At 60.7% G+C, this 16,655-nt stretch carries 12 protein-coding genes; 10 read left to right on the forward strand and 2 right to left on the reverse strand.

What is annotated here, in order from left to right; genetic code table 11:
* Positions 1–17 precede the first annotated feature (17 nt).
* The 6 genes from dnaE to M017_RS0110110 all read left to right on the forward strand — a co-directional run bounded on the left by dnaE (position 18) and on the right by M017_RS0110110 (position 7,728).
* On the forward strand, positions 18–3,488 hold the full coding sequence (gene dnaE, locus M017_RS0110085) for a DNA polymerase III subunit alpha (RefSeq protein ID WP_035957760.1): 3,471 nt from the start codon (positions 18–20) through the stop codon (positions 3,486–3,488).
* 7 nt (positions 3,489–3,495) lie between these two features.
* Positions 3,496–4,371, forward strand: coding sequence for an acetyl-CoA carboxylase carboxyltransferase subunit alpha (locus M017_RS0110090; protein ID WP_031497732.1), 876 nt, complete (start codon positions 3,496–3,498; stop codon positions 4,369–4,371).
* Positions 4,372–4,380: 9 nt separating this feature from the next.
* Entirely contained in the window at positions 4,381–4,659 is a 279-nt protein-coding gene (locus M017_RS0110095) for a hypothetical protein (protein ID WP_031497733.1), read from the forward strand.
* Positions 4,660–4,769: 110 nt separating this feature from the next.
* On the forward strand, positions 4,770–6,191 hold the full coding sequence (locus M017_RS0110100; protein ID WP_031497734.1) for an efflux RND transporter periplasmic adaptor subunit: 1,422 nt from the start codon (positions 4,770–4,772) through the stop codon (positions 6,189–6,191).
* A gap of 3 nt (positions 6,192–6,194) precedes the next feature.
* Positions 6,195–6,935, forward strand: a complete 741-nt coding sequence (locus M017_RS0110105; RefSeq protein ID WP_031497735.1) for an ABC transporter ATP-binding protein — start codon at positions 6,195–6,197, stop codon at positions 6,933–6,935.
* Positions 6,919–7,728, forward strand: a complete 810-nt coding sequence (locus M017_RS0110110) for a hypothetical protein (RefSeq protein ID WP_031497736.1) — start codon at positions 6,919–6,921, stop codon at positions 7,726–7,728. The genes M017_RS0110105 and M017_RS0110110 overlap by 17 nt, the downstream gene beginning before the upstream one ends.
* Here M017_RS0110110 and M017_RS27575 read toward each other — a convergent pair.
* Together M017_RS27575 and M017_RS0110120 are read right to left on the reverse strand one after the other, a co-directional pair.
* Positions 7,709–10,390: a serine/threonine protein kinase gene (locus M017_RS27575; RefSeq protein WP_051669796.1), complete on the reverse strand. Its 2,682-nt coding sequence runs from the start codon at positions 10,388–10,390 to the stop codon at positions 7,709–7,711. The genes M017_RS0110110 and M017_RS27575 overlap by 20 nt on opposite strands.
* Before the next feature lie 132 nt (positions 10,391–10,522).
* A complete protein-coding gene (locus M017_RS0110120) occupies positions 10,523–10,849 on the reverse strand; it encodes a MerR family transcriptional regulator (RefSeq protein ID WP_051669798.1) in 327 nt (108 codons plus the stop codon).
* Between the two features lie 92 nt (positions 10,850–10,941).
* Here M017_RS0110120 and M017_RS0110125 point away from each other — a divergent pair, with 92 nt between their 5' ends.
* The 4 genes from M017_RS0110125 to M017_RS26515 are packed head-to-tail and all read left to right on the forward strand — an operon-like array spanning position 10,942 to position 16,651.
* On the forward strand, positions 10,942–11,484 hold the full coding sequence (locus M017_RS0110125; RefSeq protein ID WP_051669800.1) for a DUF2760 domain-containing protein: 543 nt from the start codon (positions 10,942–10,944) through the stop codon (positions 11,482–11,484).
* A gap of 6 nt (positions 11,485–11,490) precedes the next feature.
* Complete coding sequence (locus M017_RS0110130) at positions 11,491–13,236, forward strand: Hsp70 family protein (protein WP_031497740.1); 1,746 nt, start codon at positions 11,491–11,493, stop codon at positions 13,234–13,236.
* Complete coding sequence (locus M017_RS0110135) at positions 13,233–15,851, forward strand: hsp70 family protein (RefSeq protein ID WP_031497741.1); 2,619 nt, start codon at positions 13,233–13,235, stop codon at positions 15,849–15,851. Before M017_RS0110130 ends, M017_RS0110135 begins: the two co-directional genes overlap by 4 nt.
* On the forward strand, positions 15,848–16,651 hold the full coding sequence (locus M017_RS26515) for a thiamine-phosphate kinase (protein ID WP_035957761.1): 804 nt from the start codon (positions 15,848–15,850) through the stop codon (positions 16,649–16,651). The genes M017_RS0110135 and M017_RS26515 overlap by 4 nt, the downstream gene beginning before the upstream one ends.
* The last annotated feature ends 4 nt before the right edge of the window (positions 16,652–16,655 follow it).

The following is a 16,655-nucleotide window of genomic DNA, read 5'->3' on the forward strand; positions in this document are numbered from 1 at the left end:
TAAAATGGAGGTTCCTCATGGGCGACAAAGCACCGTTTATCCACCTCCACACGCACACCGACTATTCGCTGCTCGACGGCGCTTGCGAGATCAGTCAGATGATGCAGGTAGTGGCGGAACAGAAGTCCCCGGCGATCGCGATGACCGACCATGGCAATCTCTTTGGCGGTCTCGAGTTCTACAACGCGGCAAAAGGCCAAGGCATCAACGGCATTCTGGGTTGCGAGATGTACGTCACCCGCGAGGCGGCTTCGGTCAAAAATGCGGGCAATCGCTATCACCATCTGGTGCTGCTCTGTGAGAACGAAGAGGGCTACCGCAACCTGATCTCGCTGGTTTCCACCGGCTATATCGATGGCTTCTACCAGAAGCCGCGCATCGACAAGGGCTTGCTTGCCCAGCACACCAAGGGGCTGATCTGTCTTTCGGCCTGCCTGCGCGGCGACGTGCAGGAGATGCTGATCGAGGACAAGTACGACGACGCCCTCCGCTTTGCGAACGAATACCAGGACATGTTCGGCAAGGGCAATTTCTATCTGGAGATGCAGGATCACGGTCTCGATCAGGACCGCATTGTCGTGCCTGGGGTCAGCCGCCTGTCCCGCGAGACCGGCATCCCGCTGGTTGTCACTAACGACGCCCACTACCTGCGGGCCAACGACCCCAATGCCCACGAGGCGATGCTCTGCATCCAGACCGGCCGCACGCTGTCTGACCCGAACCACATGCGTTTCGATACGCCCGAGTTCTATCTCAAAACGCGTGCCGAAATGGAGAAGCTGTTTGGCGATTACCCGAAGGCGCTGGATGCCACCTGGGACATCGCCCAGCGTTGCCATCTGAAGCTTCCGGCCATTGCCGATCCCTTCCCGGTCTTCCAGATGCCGGAGAACCAGACGGTCGACAGCTACTTCGAATGGGTGGCCCGCAATGGCTTCGAGAAGCGCAAGGCGCGGCTCGAAATGCTGCTCCGCGCCGGTAAGCTGCGCTACCCGATGGAGGTGTATGAAGAGCGCCTGACGCGCGAGATTCGCATCATCCAGCAGATGAAGTTCCCCGGCTACTTCCTGATCGTCTGGGACTTCATTCGCCATGCCAAGGAGACGGGCATTCCAGTCGGGCCGGGCCGTGGTTCGGCGGCGGGTTCGCTGGTGGCCTATGCGATGGATATCACCGATATCGATCCGCTCGAGTACAACCTGCTCTTTGAGCGCTTCCTCAACCCCGAACGCATCTCCATGCCTGATATCGATATCGATTTCTGCACGCGTGGCCGGGGCGACGTGATCAAGTACGTCACCGAGAAGTACGGCCGCGAACAGGTGGCGCAGATCATCACCTTCGGTACCTTGGGCGCGCGGGCGGCGATCAAGGACGTTGGCCGTGTCATGGACATGCCTTATGCCGACGTGGAAAAGCTCACCAAGCTCATTCCCACCCAGCCGCTGAACATCAAGCTGAAGCAGGCCATGGAGATGGAGCCGAATATCGGCGAAATGGCCCGGGCCAACCCGAAGGTGAAAGAACTGCTCGACATTGCCGTGCGCCTTGAAGGCATGGCCCGCAACGCCTCCATCCACGCCGCCGGCGTCGTCATTTCTCCGCGGCCACTCAAAGAACTTGTTCCGCTGTACCGCACGAACAAGGACGAAATCGTGACCCAGTACGACATGGTGGGTCTCGAAAAGCTCGGCTTGCTGAAGATGGATTTCCTCGGCCTGACGACGCTGACCATCATCGCCGACACGCAGAAGCTGATCCAAAAGCACCGCAACGAGGCGCTGGTGGTGGAGGACATTCCGCTCACCGACGAGGCGGCTTACAAGATTTTCTGCGACGGGCAAACCTCGGGCATCTTCCAGTTTGAATCCGACGGCATGCGGGACATTCTGATTCGCTACCAGCCCGATCGCCTGGAGGACCTGATCGCGCTGAACGCGCTGTATCGCCCGGGCCCGATGGACATGATCGATGACTTCATCGATCGCAAGCATGGCCGCAAGCCGGTGACCTACGAAATCGCCGAAATGAAGCCAATCCTGGAGGAGACCTACGGCGTCATGGTCTACCAGGAGCAGGTGATGCAGATGGCGAATACGCTGGCCGGCTATTCGCTCGGAGACGCCGACCTGCTGCGCCGCGCGATGGGGAAGAAGAAGCTCGAGGAGATGGTGGCGCAGCGCCAGCGCTTTCTCGAAGGCGCACTCAAGCAGGGCTTCCATCCGAAGAAGATCGAAAAAGTCTTCGACCACATGGAGAAGTTTGCGGGTTACGGCTTCAACAAGAGCCACTCGGCCGCCTACGCCTACCTGGCCTACGTCACCGCCTATCTGAAGGCAAACTACAAAGTGGAGTTCATGAGCGCGCTGCTCACCTCGGAAACGGGGAACACCGCAAAGGTGGTGCGCTACATCAATGAGTGCCGCGAACGGCAGATCCAGGTGCTGCCGCCGAGCGTCAACATTTCCGATCTGAACTTTACCCCCAGCGGCGATGCGATCCGTTTTGGACTCGGTGCGATTAAGAACGTCGGGGCCAATGCGGTGGAGGCGATCGTCAAGGTCCGCGCGGAGAAGGGCAAGTTCAACTCGCTCTATGAGTTCTGCGAGAACGTCGACATGCAGGCGGTCAACCGGCGCGTGATCGAATCGCTGATCCGTTGCGGCGCGATGGACGAATTGAAGGGCACCCGTTCGCAGAAGATGGCGATTCTTGATGCGGCGATTGAGACCGGCATCCGGGCATCGAAGGATCGCAACTCCGGCCAGTCCGGGCTCTTTGGCGACATGTTTGGTGGAGGCCCGGACAAGCAAGTCGCAGAAGAGCTACCGAATGTGCCCGATTGGGAGGCCCCGCAGAAGCTGACTGGAGAGAAAGAACTGCTCGGCTTTTATGTCACCGGGCACCCGCTCGACCAATACCTCGACAAGGTGACAGACCTGGGCACGCACACCACGGCGACGCTGGTGGGTGTGGAGCGCGGCGTCGAGGTGAAGGTTTGTGGCATTTTAAACGCGATCCAGCGGAAGCGGAATCAGAAGCAGGAAATGTGGGCGGCGATGCAATTGGAAGATCTCCATGGAACCGTGGATTGCATGGTGTTTGCCTCGAAGTTTGAAGGACTTTCGAAGTACCTCGAAGAAGACAAGGCGGTGATTATTACGGCAAAAGTATTGGTGGATGAGGCGGCGCCACCGCGCTTGTCGATCCAGGATCTGGTGGCGCTCGACAACGCTCGTGTCAAACTTCCATCAATGGTGCAGTTAAAAATCAAGCTGAATGGTGAGGAGGCGGAACGGGCGAAGGCGCTTGATGATCTGATCCAAAGAAAGCCGGGACCAGCAGGGATTCGCATTGTTCTCGAAAAGAGCCGCGACTTTTCGCTAACATTAGATCTGGCTTCTAAAGTGAGAGCAGACAGAGAATTCAAAGGCGAGTTGGCAAAGTTGTTCGGAGCGAACTCCTTTGAGGCAACAGGCGAAGCCTAGACACAGAATGTCCGAGAAAGACATTACAGCGCGCATCCACGCGCTTCATCCCGATAGTACGCCCGCGCCAGTACCGGCAGGTCCAAACCCCGCATACCAGAAGGTGCAATTGGCCCGTCATCCGAAACGCCCGCACGCATCCGATTACATCCAGCGGATCTTCACCGATTTCGCTGAGTTGCACGGTGATCGTCACTTTGGCGACGATCAGGCCATTCTGGGAGGCTATGCCTTCCTCGACGGCAAGCCGGTGATGGTGATCGGGCAGCAGAAGGGGCGTGACACTAAGCAGAAGCTGGCCCGCAACTTCGGCATGCCCAAGCCGGAAGGCTACCGCAAAGCGATGCGGCTGATGAAGCTGGCTGACAAGTTCCAACGTCCGATTGTGACGCTGATCGATACGCCGGGCGCCTACCCAGGAATGGACGCCGAAGAACGCGGCCAGGCGGAAGCGATTGCCTACAACCTGCGCGAGATGTCGCGTCTGGGGGTGCCGGTCATCGTTGTGGTGATTGGAGAAGGCGGTTCCGGGGGCGCGCTCGGCATGGGCGTCGGCAACCGGATTCTGATGCTGGAGAACGCGTATTACAGCGTGATCTCGCCCGAGAGTTGCGCCGCGATCATCTGGCGCGATTCGGCGAAGGCTGAACTCGCCGCCGCGGCGCTGAAGCTGACGGCGCCCGATCTGCTCGAGCGCGGCATCATTGATGAAATTGTTCCGGAACCGGCCGGCGGGGCACACGAAAATCTCGATCAGGCGGGCGAACTGCTGGGCGTGGCAATCCGCCGGGCTCTGGCAGACTTGTCCACGCTGAGTCCGGGCCAACTGGTGGACCAGCGCTACCAGAAATTCCGCAAGATGGCTCCCTTCTTCACGGGCTAAGGAACGGACATGAAGAATCCCAAACTCGTTGTTGGAATCATTGTGGGCGCCATTGCATTTCTGGGAGCCCTCATCTACAACACGATGTCCTACAGCCAATATCGTGTGGAAGTCTGCATGGAGTATCAGGGCCGCAAGAATTGCCGTACCGCGCTGGGGGCCAGCGAAGAGTTGGCCGTGCGTGCCGCCACCGACAATGCCTGTGCGATGATCGCTTCCGGGATGACCGACAGTATGGCTTGCACCGGCTCCCAACCGGTGAGTGTGAAATGGTTGAACCGCAAATAAACTTTGCGACGTTGTAAGAAAAAGACGGTTTCAGCGTCCCTGAACTCGAAAGTGTTGTTTTTTGAACTTTTTTGGGCCATCTGTCGTCTGAATCATTCGGGAGTCGATCGTTGAAAACTAAGTGGAAAGTCGCCATCGGAATTGGCGTGTTGGCAATTGGCGGCGTCGCCGCATTTGCCAATTACAAGATGAAGCAGAATGCCATCATTGCCGTGACATCGGCGGTGGTTACGCGTCAGGATCTCGTCTCGTTGGTCACTGCATCCGGCGAGATCAAGCCAAGGAATTACATCAACATCGGCTCGAACGCGAATGCGCCGTCGCGGATTACCGACATTCTGGTTGTGGAAGGCCAGCGCGTCAAGAAAGGGCAGCTGCTCGCTAAGCTCGAATCGGTGCAACCGGAAGCGCAACTGGCAGCGCAGCGAGCGAATGTTGCCAGTTCGGAGGCCGAGTCGACCGCGACCGAAGCCGGTTTGAAGGCCGCTGACGAGAATATTCGATCGGCGCAAGCCTCGATTGAGCGCGCTGAAGCCGATGCCAGCCGGGCAAAGCTCGATTACGATCGCGCCGAGCAGTTGTACAAAGAGAAGCTGATCGCCCGTCAGGATTACGAACTCAAGAAGAGTGCTTACGAGTCCAATGCAGCCGCGGTTCGCGAAGCGCAGGCCCGTGTTCTCCAATTGCGTGCCGCGAAGGCCCAGCAGGCCGCCACGCTCTCCGCTGCCCAGCGCCGGGTGACGGCGTCGCAGGCGAATCTCCGTTCTGCTGCCGACGTCCTGCAGCGCACGATGGCCACCAGCCCGATTGACGGCGTGGTGACCAACCTGCCGGTGCGGGTGGGCGAAACAGTGGTGCCGGGGATCCAGAATTCCGCCGCCAGCCTGATCATGACGATTGCCGACATGTCGATCATCACCGCGGAGGTGAAGGTGGACGAAACCGATATCGTCAATGTCGCGCTTGACCAGCGGGCCGAGATTACGATTGACGCCATTCCGGGCAAGAAGTTCACCGGCAAGGTGATTGAGATCGGAAACACGGCGATTCTGCGTTCCACCGGCCTTGCGGCCTCGCAAAGCGCCATCTCCTCGCAGGAAGCAAAAGATTTCAAGGTGGTGATTGCTCTCGAGAATCCTCCGGAGGAAATCCGTCCCGGCCTGTCCTGTACCTCGCGGGTGACCACGGCGACGCGTCCGAAGACGCTGGCGATCCCGATCCAGGCGCTCACCGTGCGGCAGAAGGGCGATCTCGCTGCTGTCAAGGAGGGTGACAAGAAGGATCAGACGATGAATCCGGCCCAAGTGAAGGCAGCCAAGGAAGAAGTACAGGGTGTCTTTGTGGTGAAGAATGGCCAGGCCGTCTTCCAGAAGGTGGAAACCGGCATCACCGGCACAACGGATATCGAAGTGACCAGCGGTTTGACGGAGGGGCAGGAGATCATTACAGGTTCCTATAAGGTGATTCGTACCCTACGCAACGACGCAAAGGTTAAAGTAGACAATAAGACCATAACGAAGGCGGAATCTTAATCCATGTCTACTGCCGTTGCTACGGACCCGAAGCTCCGTGGCGAGCAACTCAAACGCGATGGCATCGTCATCCGCACCTATGACCTGAAGAAAACCTATGTCATGGGCGATCAGGTGATCAATGCCGTCAACGGTACGGAGATTGAGATCCGGCGCGGCGAATATGTCGCGATCATGGGACCTTCGGGTTCCGGCAAGTCGACCTTGATGAACCTGATCGGCTGTCTCGATACCCCGACCGGTGGTGAATACTACATCAATGGCAGCCTGGTCAGTTCGATGTCGGACGACGATCTGGCGCGCATCCGGAACAAGGAAATTGGCTTCGTTTTCCAGAGCTTCAACCTGTTGCCGCGCGCCACTGCCCTGCACAATGTCGAATTGCCGCTAATCTATGCGGGCTTCACGCAGGCGCAGCGCCTCGAGCGGGCCAAGACCTGTCTGGAACAGGTGGATCTTGCCAAGCGCATGTATCACAAGCCGAACGAGCTTTCGGGTGGACAACGGCAGCGTGTCGCCATTGCGCGGGCCCTGGTGAACAACCCCTCGATTCTGCTGGCCGACGAACCCACCGGCAACCTCGACTCGACGACGAGCGTGGAAATCATGGCTTTGTTTGAGCGGCTTTACGCTCAAGGCAATACGATCATCCTCGTCACCCACGAACTGGACGTTGCCATGCACGCGCATCGCATCATCCACATTCGCGACGGAAAAGTCGAAAAGGATGAAAAAGTCCGCTAAGGCGGGACGCTATCTGCTCAGTTTGCCGGAGCGCAGCCTCCGCGCCCTCACCGCTTTGGCGGCGGGCTTGCTGCGCGAAGGCAGCGAGATCACCTTGCCGCCCGCTCTCCGGCGTACCCGGCTCTACCAATCGCTGGTCGAACAGACACTGCGTTTTCTGATCGAGAAGGTGGGGCGCGTCGAAGGCACCTACGGCACGGACGAATCGCTACCCGAAGACTTCATGGTGCGCCGCACGGCGGGCAATGGCATCGAATGGGTGTCGCTGGCTGTCTTTCATGCTTCTCCGGTTTGGGTGCTGGCCGCGATGGCCGATTTGTCGGGCGCTGGTGGCAAGCTGATGGCCGAAATCGCCGGCACTCTCGAACAGGAAGGCTGGCTGACGGGGGCCGGGTCTGTGCGGACGATGACCGATCTTCTCGACGCCCTCGAGCGGGGGAGCGGCCGTCTGGCCGAAACCTTCAACACCCCACCCTTGAACCGGGAAGCGCTGACCGCAGAGTGGGAGGCGCTGAAGAAAACCATGACTAAGCCGCCCGAGAAGGCGCGAGTTGAGGCCGACTGGCGCTTGCTGCAGCAAACCGCGCAGACTCAGAGCAAGTCTCTGATGGATGTCTCGACGGCGGTGGCGCTGAACACCTTGCGTTGCGGACGGCGGATGCTGGCCGACCCTCTGCTCGAACACTATGGCCAGACCCTGCGCGAGCTGAACACGATGGGCTTTGCGGCCTTTGCCGAGCGCGAACTGTCGCCCTATTGGAAGGCTGCTCTCGCTAATTTTTCGCGGCCTTAGCGGCGGTTGCCCGCACCTTCTCCAGGCGTTCGAGGAGCCCCTTGTAGATGCGGGATGGCTCTTCTCCTGCTTTGGGCGCGGCGATGGTGGTCAGCGATTTCTCTAAGGAGGCGATTGCGCCTTCGTAGTTCAACAACTGGAACTGGGCGGCGGCCAGCAACTCCCAGCCATTCAGCTCTCCCGGTGCGATCTTGGTGATCTGTTCCACATAGGGCAGAGCATCGGCGGGATTGTCGTAGCCGGGATGCTTCAGATTCAGCACCAGGTCGGCATATTCCACCCGGCTCAGCAGATCGTCCGGCATCTCGGCGGCCCGTTTTTTGAGAATGGCGACGGTCTTTTCGAGCATCGCGTCGGCGCGTGGGTCTTTCAACTCGGAGTAGGCGTAGCTCAAGTTGTAAAAGCATTTGATGCGGAACTCGGCGGCTCGCGGAATGGGGCGGATCGCATAGAGCCGGTCTGCCAGCTCGAGCGACCTCTCATAGGCCTTCGCGTAGTCCTGCTTGCGGCCCAGATCGTAGCAGAGCAGGCCGCGATTGTTGCTGACGACGATCAGATCCATCTGTGCGGCGAGATTGTCGGGGTCGGCCTGTACCAGGCTCTCGAAAATGGCGATGGCACCGTCCATGTCGGCGAGAGCCTGTGTGCTTTCCCCGAGGCTGCTGGCCGCAGTGGCGCGGGAGGAGAGGGCCGCGGCCTCTTCGCGGCGCACCACCGGGGAGCGCCGTGCGGCGGCGGGCATGCGCATGCGCCACAACTCACCATCGCTGGCCCAGCGCAGGGCCTCCTGTGGCTTGGTTTGTGCGATCCAGCCAGCCCGTTCATTCGAGAGCTGGTATAGCGCACGCAGCAGCGCTTGCGAATCGGGATCGATCTCGAGGCCCTTCTCGTAGGCGGCCTTCGCTTTTCTGGTCCAGTCCTCGCTGAGGTCTGTGAAGCCGCCCACGCCACTCGGTTGTTGCACGGCGCGGGCGGCGTTCTGATAGGCCTTGCCGAGCCGCAGATGATTCTCGATGTTCTTCGGTTCCTGCGCGGCCAAGTCTTCGTACTCTTTGACCTGCGCGAGGATCTTTTGGGCATGTTCCGGACGCCGGTCGACCGAGAGCTCCGTGTTCGTAATGCTGGTTTGCAGCAGCAAACGGGCGCGCCGGGCGGCAAAGGAGTTGTACTTCTCGACAAGCTGGAGCCCGCGGCGATAGGCCGCGAGCGCTTCCTGCCAGCGCCCCATCGACTGCATGGCATAGTTGCCCGTCACATCGCCAACACGCAGAAAGCCGAGCGCTACTTCGACTGCGAGCGATTCGTCCGAGGCCGCATCGGCGGCGAGCGAATCCAGATATTGCAAGGCGCGGTCGGACATGCCGGCCCGTAGCTTGGTTGTGCCGTCTACATCGAGAGTTTCGTCGTAGAGATCGAAGAGCTGATAGTGCGCCAGCTTGCGGACGTCGTTGAAGCGGCGCTCGGCGAGCGCTTTCTCCCGCAGCGTGCTCACCACGCCCGAGGCGCCGGCGGCGACAATCAGCAGCGTGGCCGCGACGGCGAAGCGCTGGCGGTAGAGGAACTTGCGCGAGCGATACCAGATGGTGGCGGGCTGCGCCTTGACCGGGCGGGAATCGAGCCAGGCCTGCAGATCGTCGCCCAACTCGCGCGGGCTCGCATAGCGGCGGAGCGGATCGTGCTCGAGAGCCTTGGCTGTGACCACGCGCAGGTCTCCGGCCAGTTGGCGGCGCAAATCGCCCAGGCTGCTGCCCCGCTTGGCCGCATCCTCGGCGTTGGTGGTTTTGCCGAGCGGGGCGGCTTCTGAATATTGATAGGCGCGGGCGAGTTCCTGGACAACTTCGCCAGTGTCGCCGAAGGGGCGCTGGCCGCCGAGCAGTTCATAAAGAATCATGCCCAGCGAGTAGACGTCGCTGCGTGTCGTGATCGCGTCCTTGCGCAGTTGCTCGGGGCTTGCGTAGCGCGGTGTGAGCAGCATCACCTCGGTGACGGTCTGCTCATTGGGACCTTTTAGCAGCTTGGCCGTGCCAAAGTCGAGCAGCTTTGCGACGCCCTCTTCGGTGACGAGGATGTTCGAGGGTTTGAGGTCGCGGTGCACGATCAGATTCTGGTGTGCGTGGTCGACGGCAGAGCAGACCTGGAGAAAGAGCTTCACCCGATCGGTGATGCTGAGCTTGCGCTCGTCGCAGTAGCGGTCGAGCGAGATGCCCGCGACGAACTCGGTGACCAGATAGGGTTCGCCGGAGGCGGTGATGCCGCCATCGAGCAGGCGCACGATGTTCGGGTGATTCATCTGGGCAAGCAGTTGCCGCTCGACGCGGAAGCGCGCCTCGAAGTCTTCGCCGCCCAGATGATGAGCCAGTACTTTGACGGCGACTTTCTGGTTGTACTGCCCATCGGATCGCTCGGCAAGATAGACGCTGCCCATGCCGCCGCGTCCGAGGATGGAGATGGTCTGGTAGATGCCGTAGCGTTGGAGCGGTGATGCGGCGGAGGCGCTTTGTTCCGGCGGATGATTCTCGTCGGCGGCAAGTAATGCGTTGATCTCAGCGATCAACGCATCGTCAGCGCCGGTTTGTTCGAGCAAAAAGGCCTGCCGCCTGGAGGACGGAAGGTCGAGCGCGGCATGGAATAGAGCCTGGATCCGTTGGAAGCGTTCCTCCATAGACTGACTAGCATCATGCCAGAATCAGTTGCGGGTGGCGACTCTCATAACCCCCCGGAGATCGCCGCCACCCACCCGCCTGCTTGCTTTTTACTTGTCAATAGAGAAGGCGGCGGGCTGCTTTGTTTCGGGTCAAAGTTTTTTCAAGCGCTTTTTCAGGCTTTTGCGGAGTTTTTCCATCTCGCCGATCTTGGTTTCAATCTGGCCGAGCGCGTTTTCGAGGGCTTGGGTGTCATTCTCCAGCCATTGCTTGATCTCGTTCAAACTGAAGCCGACGCCGACGGCGCGTTGGGCCAGACGGATGCGCTTGGCGTCTTCGGGATCGTAGAGCCGGTAGCCATTGGCGCCGCGTTCCGGGTGGAGCAGGCCTGCCTTCTCGTAAAAACGCAGGGTTTCACTGTTCACTCCGGTCGATTCCGCGAGTTCGCCACGCTTCAGCTTCGGGGCCGGGTCTGACATCTGTGCTTATCCTAGCTGGAAACGGGCGCTAGAATGTAAGTTGTGGCCGATCTGGCCGAAATCCCCAATAGAAACGGAGGCTCGAGCTGAACTTGAGCCGTATCTCGCTCGCATTTTCGTCTTTCTTCGGTCTGCTGTTTGGCGGACAACTGCCTGATTCCGTAATCGCCGCCCTTGGCCTGTCGCGCCGTACGGCGAGTCGCGCCGAGGCAAAGCCTGCGCCTGTGGCAACGGTTGCCACCAGCGACGGCGCGCTGCAATTGCTGAGCGTTTTGCAACGCGACGCGCGATTGCTTGACTTCCTGATGGAAGATATCTCTCCCTATGCGGATGAACAGATCGGAGCCGCTGTCCGCAGTATTCATGAGAATTCGCGCGCCAGCCTGCTGCGTTATCTGTCGCTGCAGCCGATTATCGATGGCGTCGAAGGGGCCACCACCCAATTGAGTGCGGCCGGTGCGCTGAAGAACGATGTCTCGGCCATCAAGCTTCTGGGCAATGTGCCTGCCGACGGCAATGTGAAAGCTGGCGTGCTTCGCCACAAGGGTTGGAAGGTGGATAAGATCGATTTGCCGCACCTTCCCGCAAAAGCGAATCTGAAGATTCTGGCGCCCGCCGAAATAGAAGTCGAGTAGCAGGCCTTGTCGACACATCGTATCTCTGTCGGAATCGACCTTGGCACTACCAACAGTGCCCTTGCCTTCAGTGAAGGCGAAGACGTTCATCCCTTTGCCGTCGAGCAGGTAGTGCAGCCGGGAGAAGTACGTTCGGAAGAACTGCTGCCCAGCTTCACTTATCTGCCCGGCCCAAAAGACTTTGCCGAAGGCGCAACCGCCTTGCCCTGGGACCCTGCTCCGCGCTTGCTCGTTGGCGCGCTCGCCCGGCGCCGTGGCGCTGAGAATGCCGGACGCCTGGTCTCAAGCGCAAAGTCTTGGCTGAGCTATTCGGGAGTGGATCGCACCGATGCCTTCCTGCCGGTGCAGGCGCCTGAGGGTGTCTCGAAGATCTCCCCGCTGTCTGCCTCGCGCGCTTATCTCCAGCATTTGAACGCCGCCTGGAAGCATGCGGGCAATGCGCCGCTTGCCGAGTACGATGTCGTACTTACTGTACCGGCTAGCTTTGATGCGGTGGCGCGGCAATTGACTGAGAAGGCGGCCCGCGAGGCGGGTCTCAAGAACATCGTGTTGCTTGAAGAACCGCAGGCGGCCTTCTATGCCTGGCTGGCCAAGCATCCCGAGTGGCGCGAGATCACCGGGCCGGGCGATCGCATTCTGATCATCGATATCGGTGGCGGTACCACAGACTTCACGCTCATTGACGTCAAGGACGAAGGCGGCAATCTCACCCTTGAGCGCGTGGCGGTGGGCGACCACATTCTGCTCGGCGGCGACAATATGGATCTGGCGCTGGCCCGGCATGTGGAAGCGAGTCTGGTGGCCAGGAATGTCAAGCTCGACACGCAGCAATTGCAGGCCCTGTGGCAGCAGTGCCGCGCGGCGAAAGAAGCGCTGCTCGAGCCGGGCGCGACGGCAACCGAACACCCGGTGACGATCCTCGGCCGTGGGTCGAGCCTGATCGGTGGCACGATCAAGACGATGCTGACCCGGGCGGAAGTTGAGCAGATTCTGGTGGATGGTTTTCTGCCGCCTTGCAGCTTGAACGAAGAGCCGCAACGCGCGCGCCGCGCTGCCTTGCAGGAGCTTGCTTTGCCTTATGCGAGCGATGCCCGCGTGACGGCGCATCTCGCTCACTTCCTGCATCAGGCAGGAGCCCTGCCCACGCATGTGCTGTTCAACGGCGGCGTGCTGCGGGCCGGCCTGGTGCGCGAGCGCATCCTGCGGACTTTGAATTCCTGGTTGCCCAAGCCGGTGCGGGTTCTCGACGGCGAGGATTTGATGCTGGCTGTGGCGCGCGGGGCTGCCTATTATGGCCTGGCGCGGCAAGGCAAGGGGATCCGCATCCGGGGCGGCGTGGGTCGCACCTACTATGTCGGAATCGAAGACGCGATGCCGGCTGTGCCCGGGGTGCCCGCGCCGATGAAGGTGCTCACCGTGGTTCCGTTTGGGATGGAAGAGGGCAGCGCGCATCGCTTCCCGAATCGCAAGTTTGGCCTCTATGTCGGCGAACCTGTGGAGTTCCGCATCTTCAGTTCGACGGAACGGCAGAACGACAATGCCGGACTCTTGCTCGACCCGATGCCCGAGGGGCTCACCGAGCTTCCGGCGATGGAGTTGACGCTCGAGCCGACGGCAACCACCGCGCGCGGTCTGGTGCCGGTTACGCTGGAATCGGTGGTGACCGAGACCGGGGTGTTGGAGTTGTATTGCGTTGCTGCCAATGGCGACCGCTGGAAGCTGGAGTTTAACGTGCGGGAACGCAAGGCATGAAGATCGGGATCGACTTAGGAACGACGAATTGCGCGCTGGCCTGGGTGGACCCGGCCGAGGCGGCTGAAGCGGACTTCACTCCAATCCATGTGCTCGAGATTCGGCAATACGTGGCGCAGGGCCGGGAAGAGAAGCGCCGCACTTTGCCGAGCTTTCTCTATCTCGACCAGCAAGAGTATGTCGGCGTCTATGCGCGCGAACAAGGCGCGCTGGTGCCCACCAAGAGCGTCTATGCGGCGAAGTCTTGGCTGAGCAATGCCGAGGTGGATCGCAATGCGAAGATCCTGCCCTGGGACGCGCAAGAGGCCGGGCGCATCTATTCGCCGGTGGAGGCTTCCACCAAGTACATGGCGCACATTGCGCAGGCCTGGAAGGACGCCACCGGCACCTCGATCAGCGACCAGGATGTGGTGCTTACTGTTCCGGCGAGCTTCGATGAAGAAGCGCGAGAGCTGACGGTTCAGGCGGCGCGGGCTGCCGGGCTCGACAAGCTGACGCTGATCGAAGAGCCGGCCGCGGCCTTCTACTCCTGGATCGCAAGGCATCTGTCGCAATCGCAGAAGAATCTCACCGATGGCATGAATGTGCTGATTGTCGACGTGGGCGGCGGCACCTCAGACTTTACGCTGATCCAGGTGAATCGCAGTGGCGACCATGTGCAGTTCACGCGTAGCGCCGTGGGCAAGCATCTGCTGTTGGGCGGCGACAACCTCGATCTGACCTTGAGCTGGCTGGTTGAAACGAAGTTGAACACGCAGCTTTCGCTGCGCCAGCGCAGCGCCTTGCGGCGCCAGTGCGCGGCGGCGAAAGAGCGTCTGCTGGCGAATGATGGCCCGGAGTCGGTGGAGATCACCGTGCTCGGCGCGGGCAGTTCTCTGATTGGCGGTACGCTGCGCACCGAGATCACACGCAACGAGGCACGCGAGTTGGCGCTGGATGGCTTTTTGCCCGTCTGTGGGCTCGATGAGGCGCCGAACCTCGATAAGAAGAGCGCCTTCCGTGAGCTGGGTTTGCCTTATGTGTCGGACCCGGCGATTACGAAGCATCTGGCGCAGTTCCTCAAAGAGAGCGGCGGCGTGCGGCCGGACGCGATTCTGTTCAACGGCGGCTTCTTCATCCCCGACATGCTGCGCGATCGCGTGCGCGATGTCGTCTCGCAATGGTTTGGCCATACGCCGCTGGTTTTTGAGAATCAGGACCTGGACCTCGCCGTGGCCCAAGGCGCGGCTTACTATTCGCATGTACGCGGTGGTGGCGAAGGCGTGCTGGTGCGTGGCGGCTTGCCGCGCGCCTATTTCATCGGGACCGGCGAGAAGCAGAGCCTGTGCCTGGTGCCTCGTGGTTCGGAAGAAGGTTCGACGCTCGAGCTCGATGTTCCTGGCTTGCAATTGCTCGCCAATAAGCCGGTGAGCTTCCGCTTGTTCAGTTCGCTGACACGCACCGAAGATGTGGCGGGGCAGGCCATTGAGGTGGATGAGAGCTTCCATCTGCATGCGCCGCTGAATGCGGTGATTCGCTTTGGCAACCCGAATGTCGAGCGCAATGTCCCCGTGCGCTTGCGGGCGCATCTGACCGAAGTGGGCACGCTTGAGATCTTTGCCGATTCGAAGCTGAGCGAGCATTCCTGGCGCTTGCAGTTTGAGCTGCGCCGGCAGACCGCGCAAACGATGGTGGCCCGGCCGCAGGCCTCGGTGCCTGAGGCGGCGCTGGTGCAGGCTTGCGCTCTGGTGCGCAGTACTTTTGCCGGGACGGAGATTCTGCCTGAAGAACTGCCGCAGCGCCTGGAACAAGTGTTGAGCCTGGGGCGGAGTTCCTGGCCCTTGCAGGCGATCCGCAAGCTGGCCGACGTGTTTCTGGAGTGTGCCGAGGGCCGCAAGGCGTCTCCGGCGCATGAGGTGCGTTGGCTGAATCTGACGGGCTTGTGTCTGCGGCCCGGCTTTGGCGCCTCTGGCGACGACTTGCGCATTGAGCAGGCCCGGCGCGTGTTTTCCAGCGGCCTTGTCTTTGCCAACCAGATCCAGAACGAGATCGATTGGTGGATCTTCTCGGGCCGCATTGCCGGTGGCTTGAATCGCAACCAGCAGCAGGACCTGTACCAGCGGCTCTCGGGCGCGCTGATCCCGAAGGGCGCCAAGGGCAAGCGTCTGAACCCCTCGCTGCAGCGCGAGATGTGGCGTTGTGCGAGTTCTCTCGAACTGCTCCCGGTGGGCACCAAGACAGAGCTGGGCAACAACCTGTTGAAGCGCATCCGCGCGAAGGATTATTCGACTACCGATATGTGGTGTCTGGGCCGCCTGGGCGCGCGCAAGCTGCTCTATGGACCGAACAATCTGGTGGTGCCCGCCAGCACCGTGGCCCGCTGGATCGATCAGGTGTTGAGCCTGCCCGAGGCGGCGGAAGCGATCGCGATTCTGGCACGGAAAACGGGCGATTCGGCCCGCGATCTCCCCCCGGCGACGATCGATCTGATCGAGCGCGCCTGGGCGAATCATCCGAAACAAAGCCAATTGCGGGCGATTCTCGAAGGCGAAGGCCAGGACGACTTGGCCGCGCAAGGCCGGGTGTTTGGAGAAGAGCTGCCGAGCGGGCTGGTGATCGCTCCCCCCAAGGAATGAACGAGCGCGAAGTCATCGATTGGATCCAGAAGCGCGCTCCGAATTTCGGAAACGGCGTGCGGGTGGGGATCGGTGACGATTGCGCCGTGTACCGGCCCACTGCCGGCGAAGAACTGGTGTTTACCACCGACTTTCTGATCGAGGGCCGGCACTTTACGCAACCCGCCTATTCGCCACAGGACGCCGGCTATCAGGCGCTGGCCCGAGGGCTATCGGACATTGCAGCGATGGGTGCAACGCCACGCTTTGCGCTGGTTTCGCTGGCGATTCCTGAAGTTGCCTTCGTGAAGCCCTTCTATGCGGGCTTGTTTGGGTTGGCGCGCAAGTACCAGGTGACGATTGCGGGCGGCGATTTGTCCAAAAGCGATCGGGTGCATTGCGACATTGTAGTGGCCGGAAGTCTGCCGGCCGGCAAGGCCGTCTTGCGCAGCGGCGCCCGGCCCGGGGACTACCTGTATGTGAGCGGGCCGCTGGGCACCTGGAAGAAGAAGCCGGTGCCGCGCCTTGATCTGGCCGAGCGTGTGCGTCGCGATGCGAGCGCCTGCATGGATATCACCGATGGCCTGTCGATGGATCTGGACCGGCTGCTGCGCGCCTCTCGAGTCACTTGCGAGCTGACTACGCCGCCGCCCGTGAGGCGTGGAGCGACGCTTGAGGATGCCTGGCACCATGGCGAAGATTATGAGCTGTTGGTGGCCAGCCCGAAGCGCCTGGGAAAACCCTTCCACGAGATTGGAATTGTGCGAAAAGGGCGACCAGGATCACCGATTCCTCCCAAAGGATGGGACCATTTCCGATAAGCTA

It is taken from the genome of Bryobacter aggregatus MPL3 (assembly GCF_000702445.1).
In the GTDB taxonomy this organism is placed as follows: Bacteria; Acidobacteriota; Terriglobia; order Bryobacterales; family Bryobacteraceae; genus Bryobacter; species Bryobacter aggregatus.

Bases quoted from the DNA above. Each gene is read 5' to 3' on its own strand.
- dnaE (WP_035957760.1), top strand. From the start codon at position 18: ATGGGCGACAAAGCACCGTTTATCCACCTCCACACGCACACCGACTAT.
- M017_RS0110090 (WP_031497732.1), top strand. From the start codon at position 3,496: ATGTCCGAGAAAGACATTACAGCGCGCATCCACGCGCTTCATCCCGAT.
- M017_RS0110095 (WP_031497733.1), top strand. From the start codon at position 4,381: ATGAAGAATCCCAAACTCGTTGTTGGAATCATTGTGGGCGCCATTGCA.
- M017_RS0110105 (WP_031497735.1), top strand. From the start codon at position 6,195: ATGTCTACTGCCGTTGCTACGGACCCGAAGCTCCGTGGCGAGCAACTC.
- M017_RS0110110 (WP_031497736.1), top strand. From the start codon at position 6,919: ATGAAAAAGTCCGCTAAGGCGGGACGCTATCTGCTCAGTTTGCCGGAG.
- M017_RS27575 (WP_051669796.1), bottom strand. From the start codon at position 10,390: ATGGAGGAACGCTTCCAACGGATCCAGGCTCTATTCCATGCCGCGCTC.
- M017_RS0110120 (WP_051669798.1), bottom strand. From the start codon at position 10,849: ATGTCAGACCCGGCCCCGAAGCTGAAGCGTGGCGAACTCGCGGAATCG.
- M017_RS0110135 (WP_031497741.1), top strand. From the start codon at position 13,233: ATGAAGATCGGGATCGACTTAGGAACGACGAATTGCGCGCTGGCCTGG.
- M017_RS26515 (WP_035957761.1), top strand. From the start codon at position 15,848: ATGAACGAGCGCGAAGTCATCGATTGGATCCAGAAGCGCGCTCCGAAT.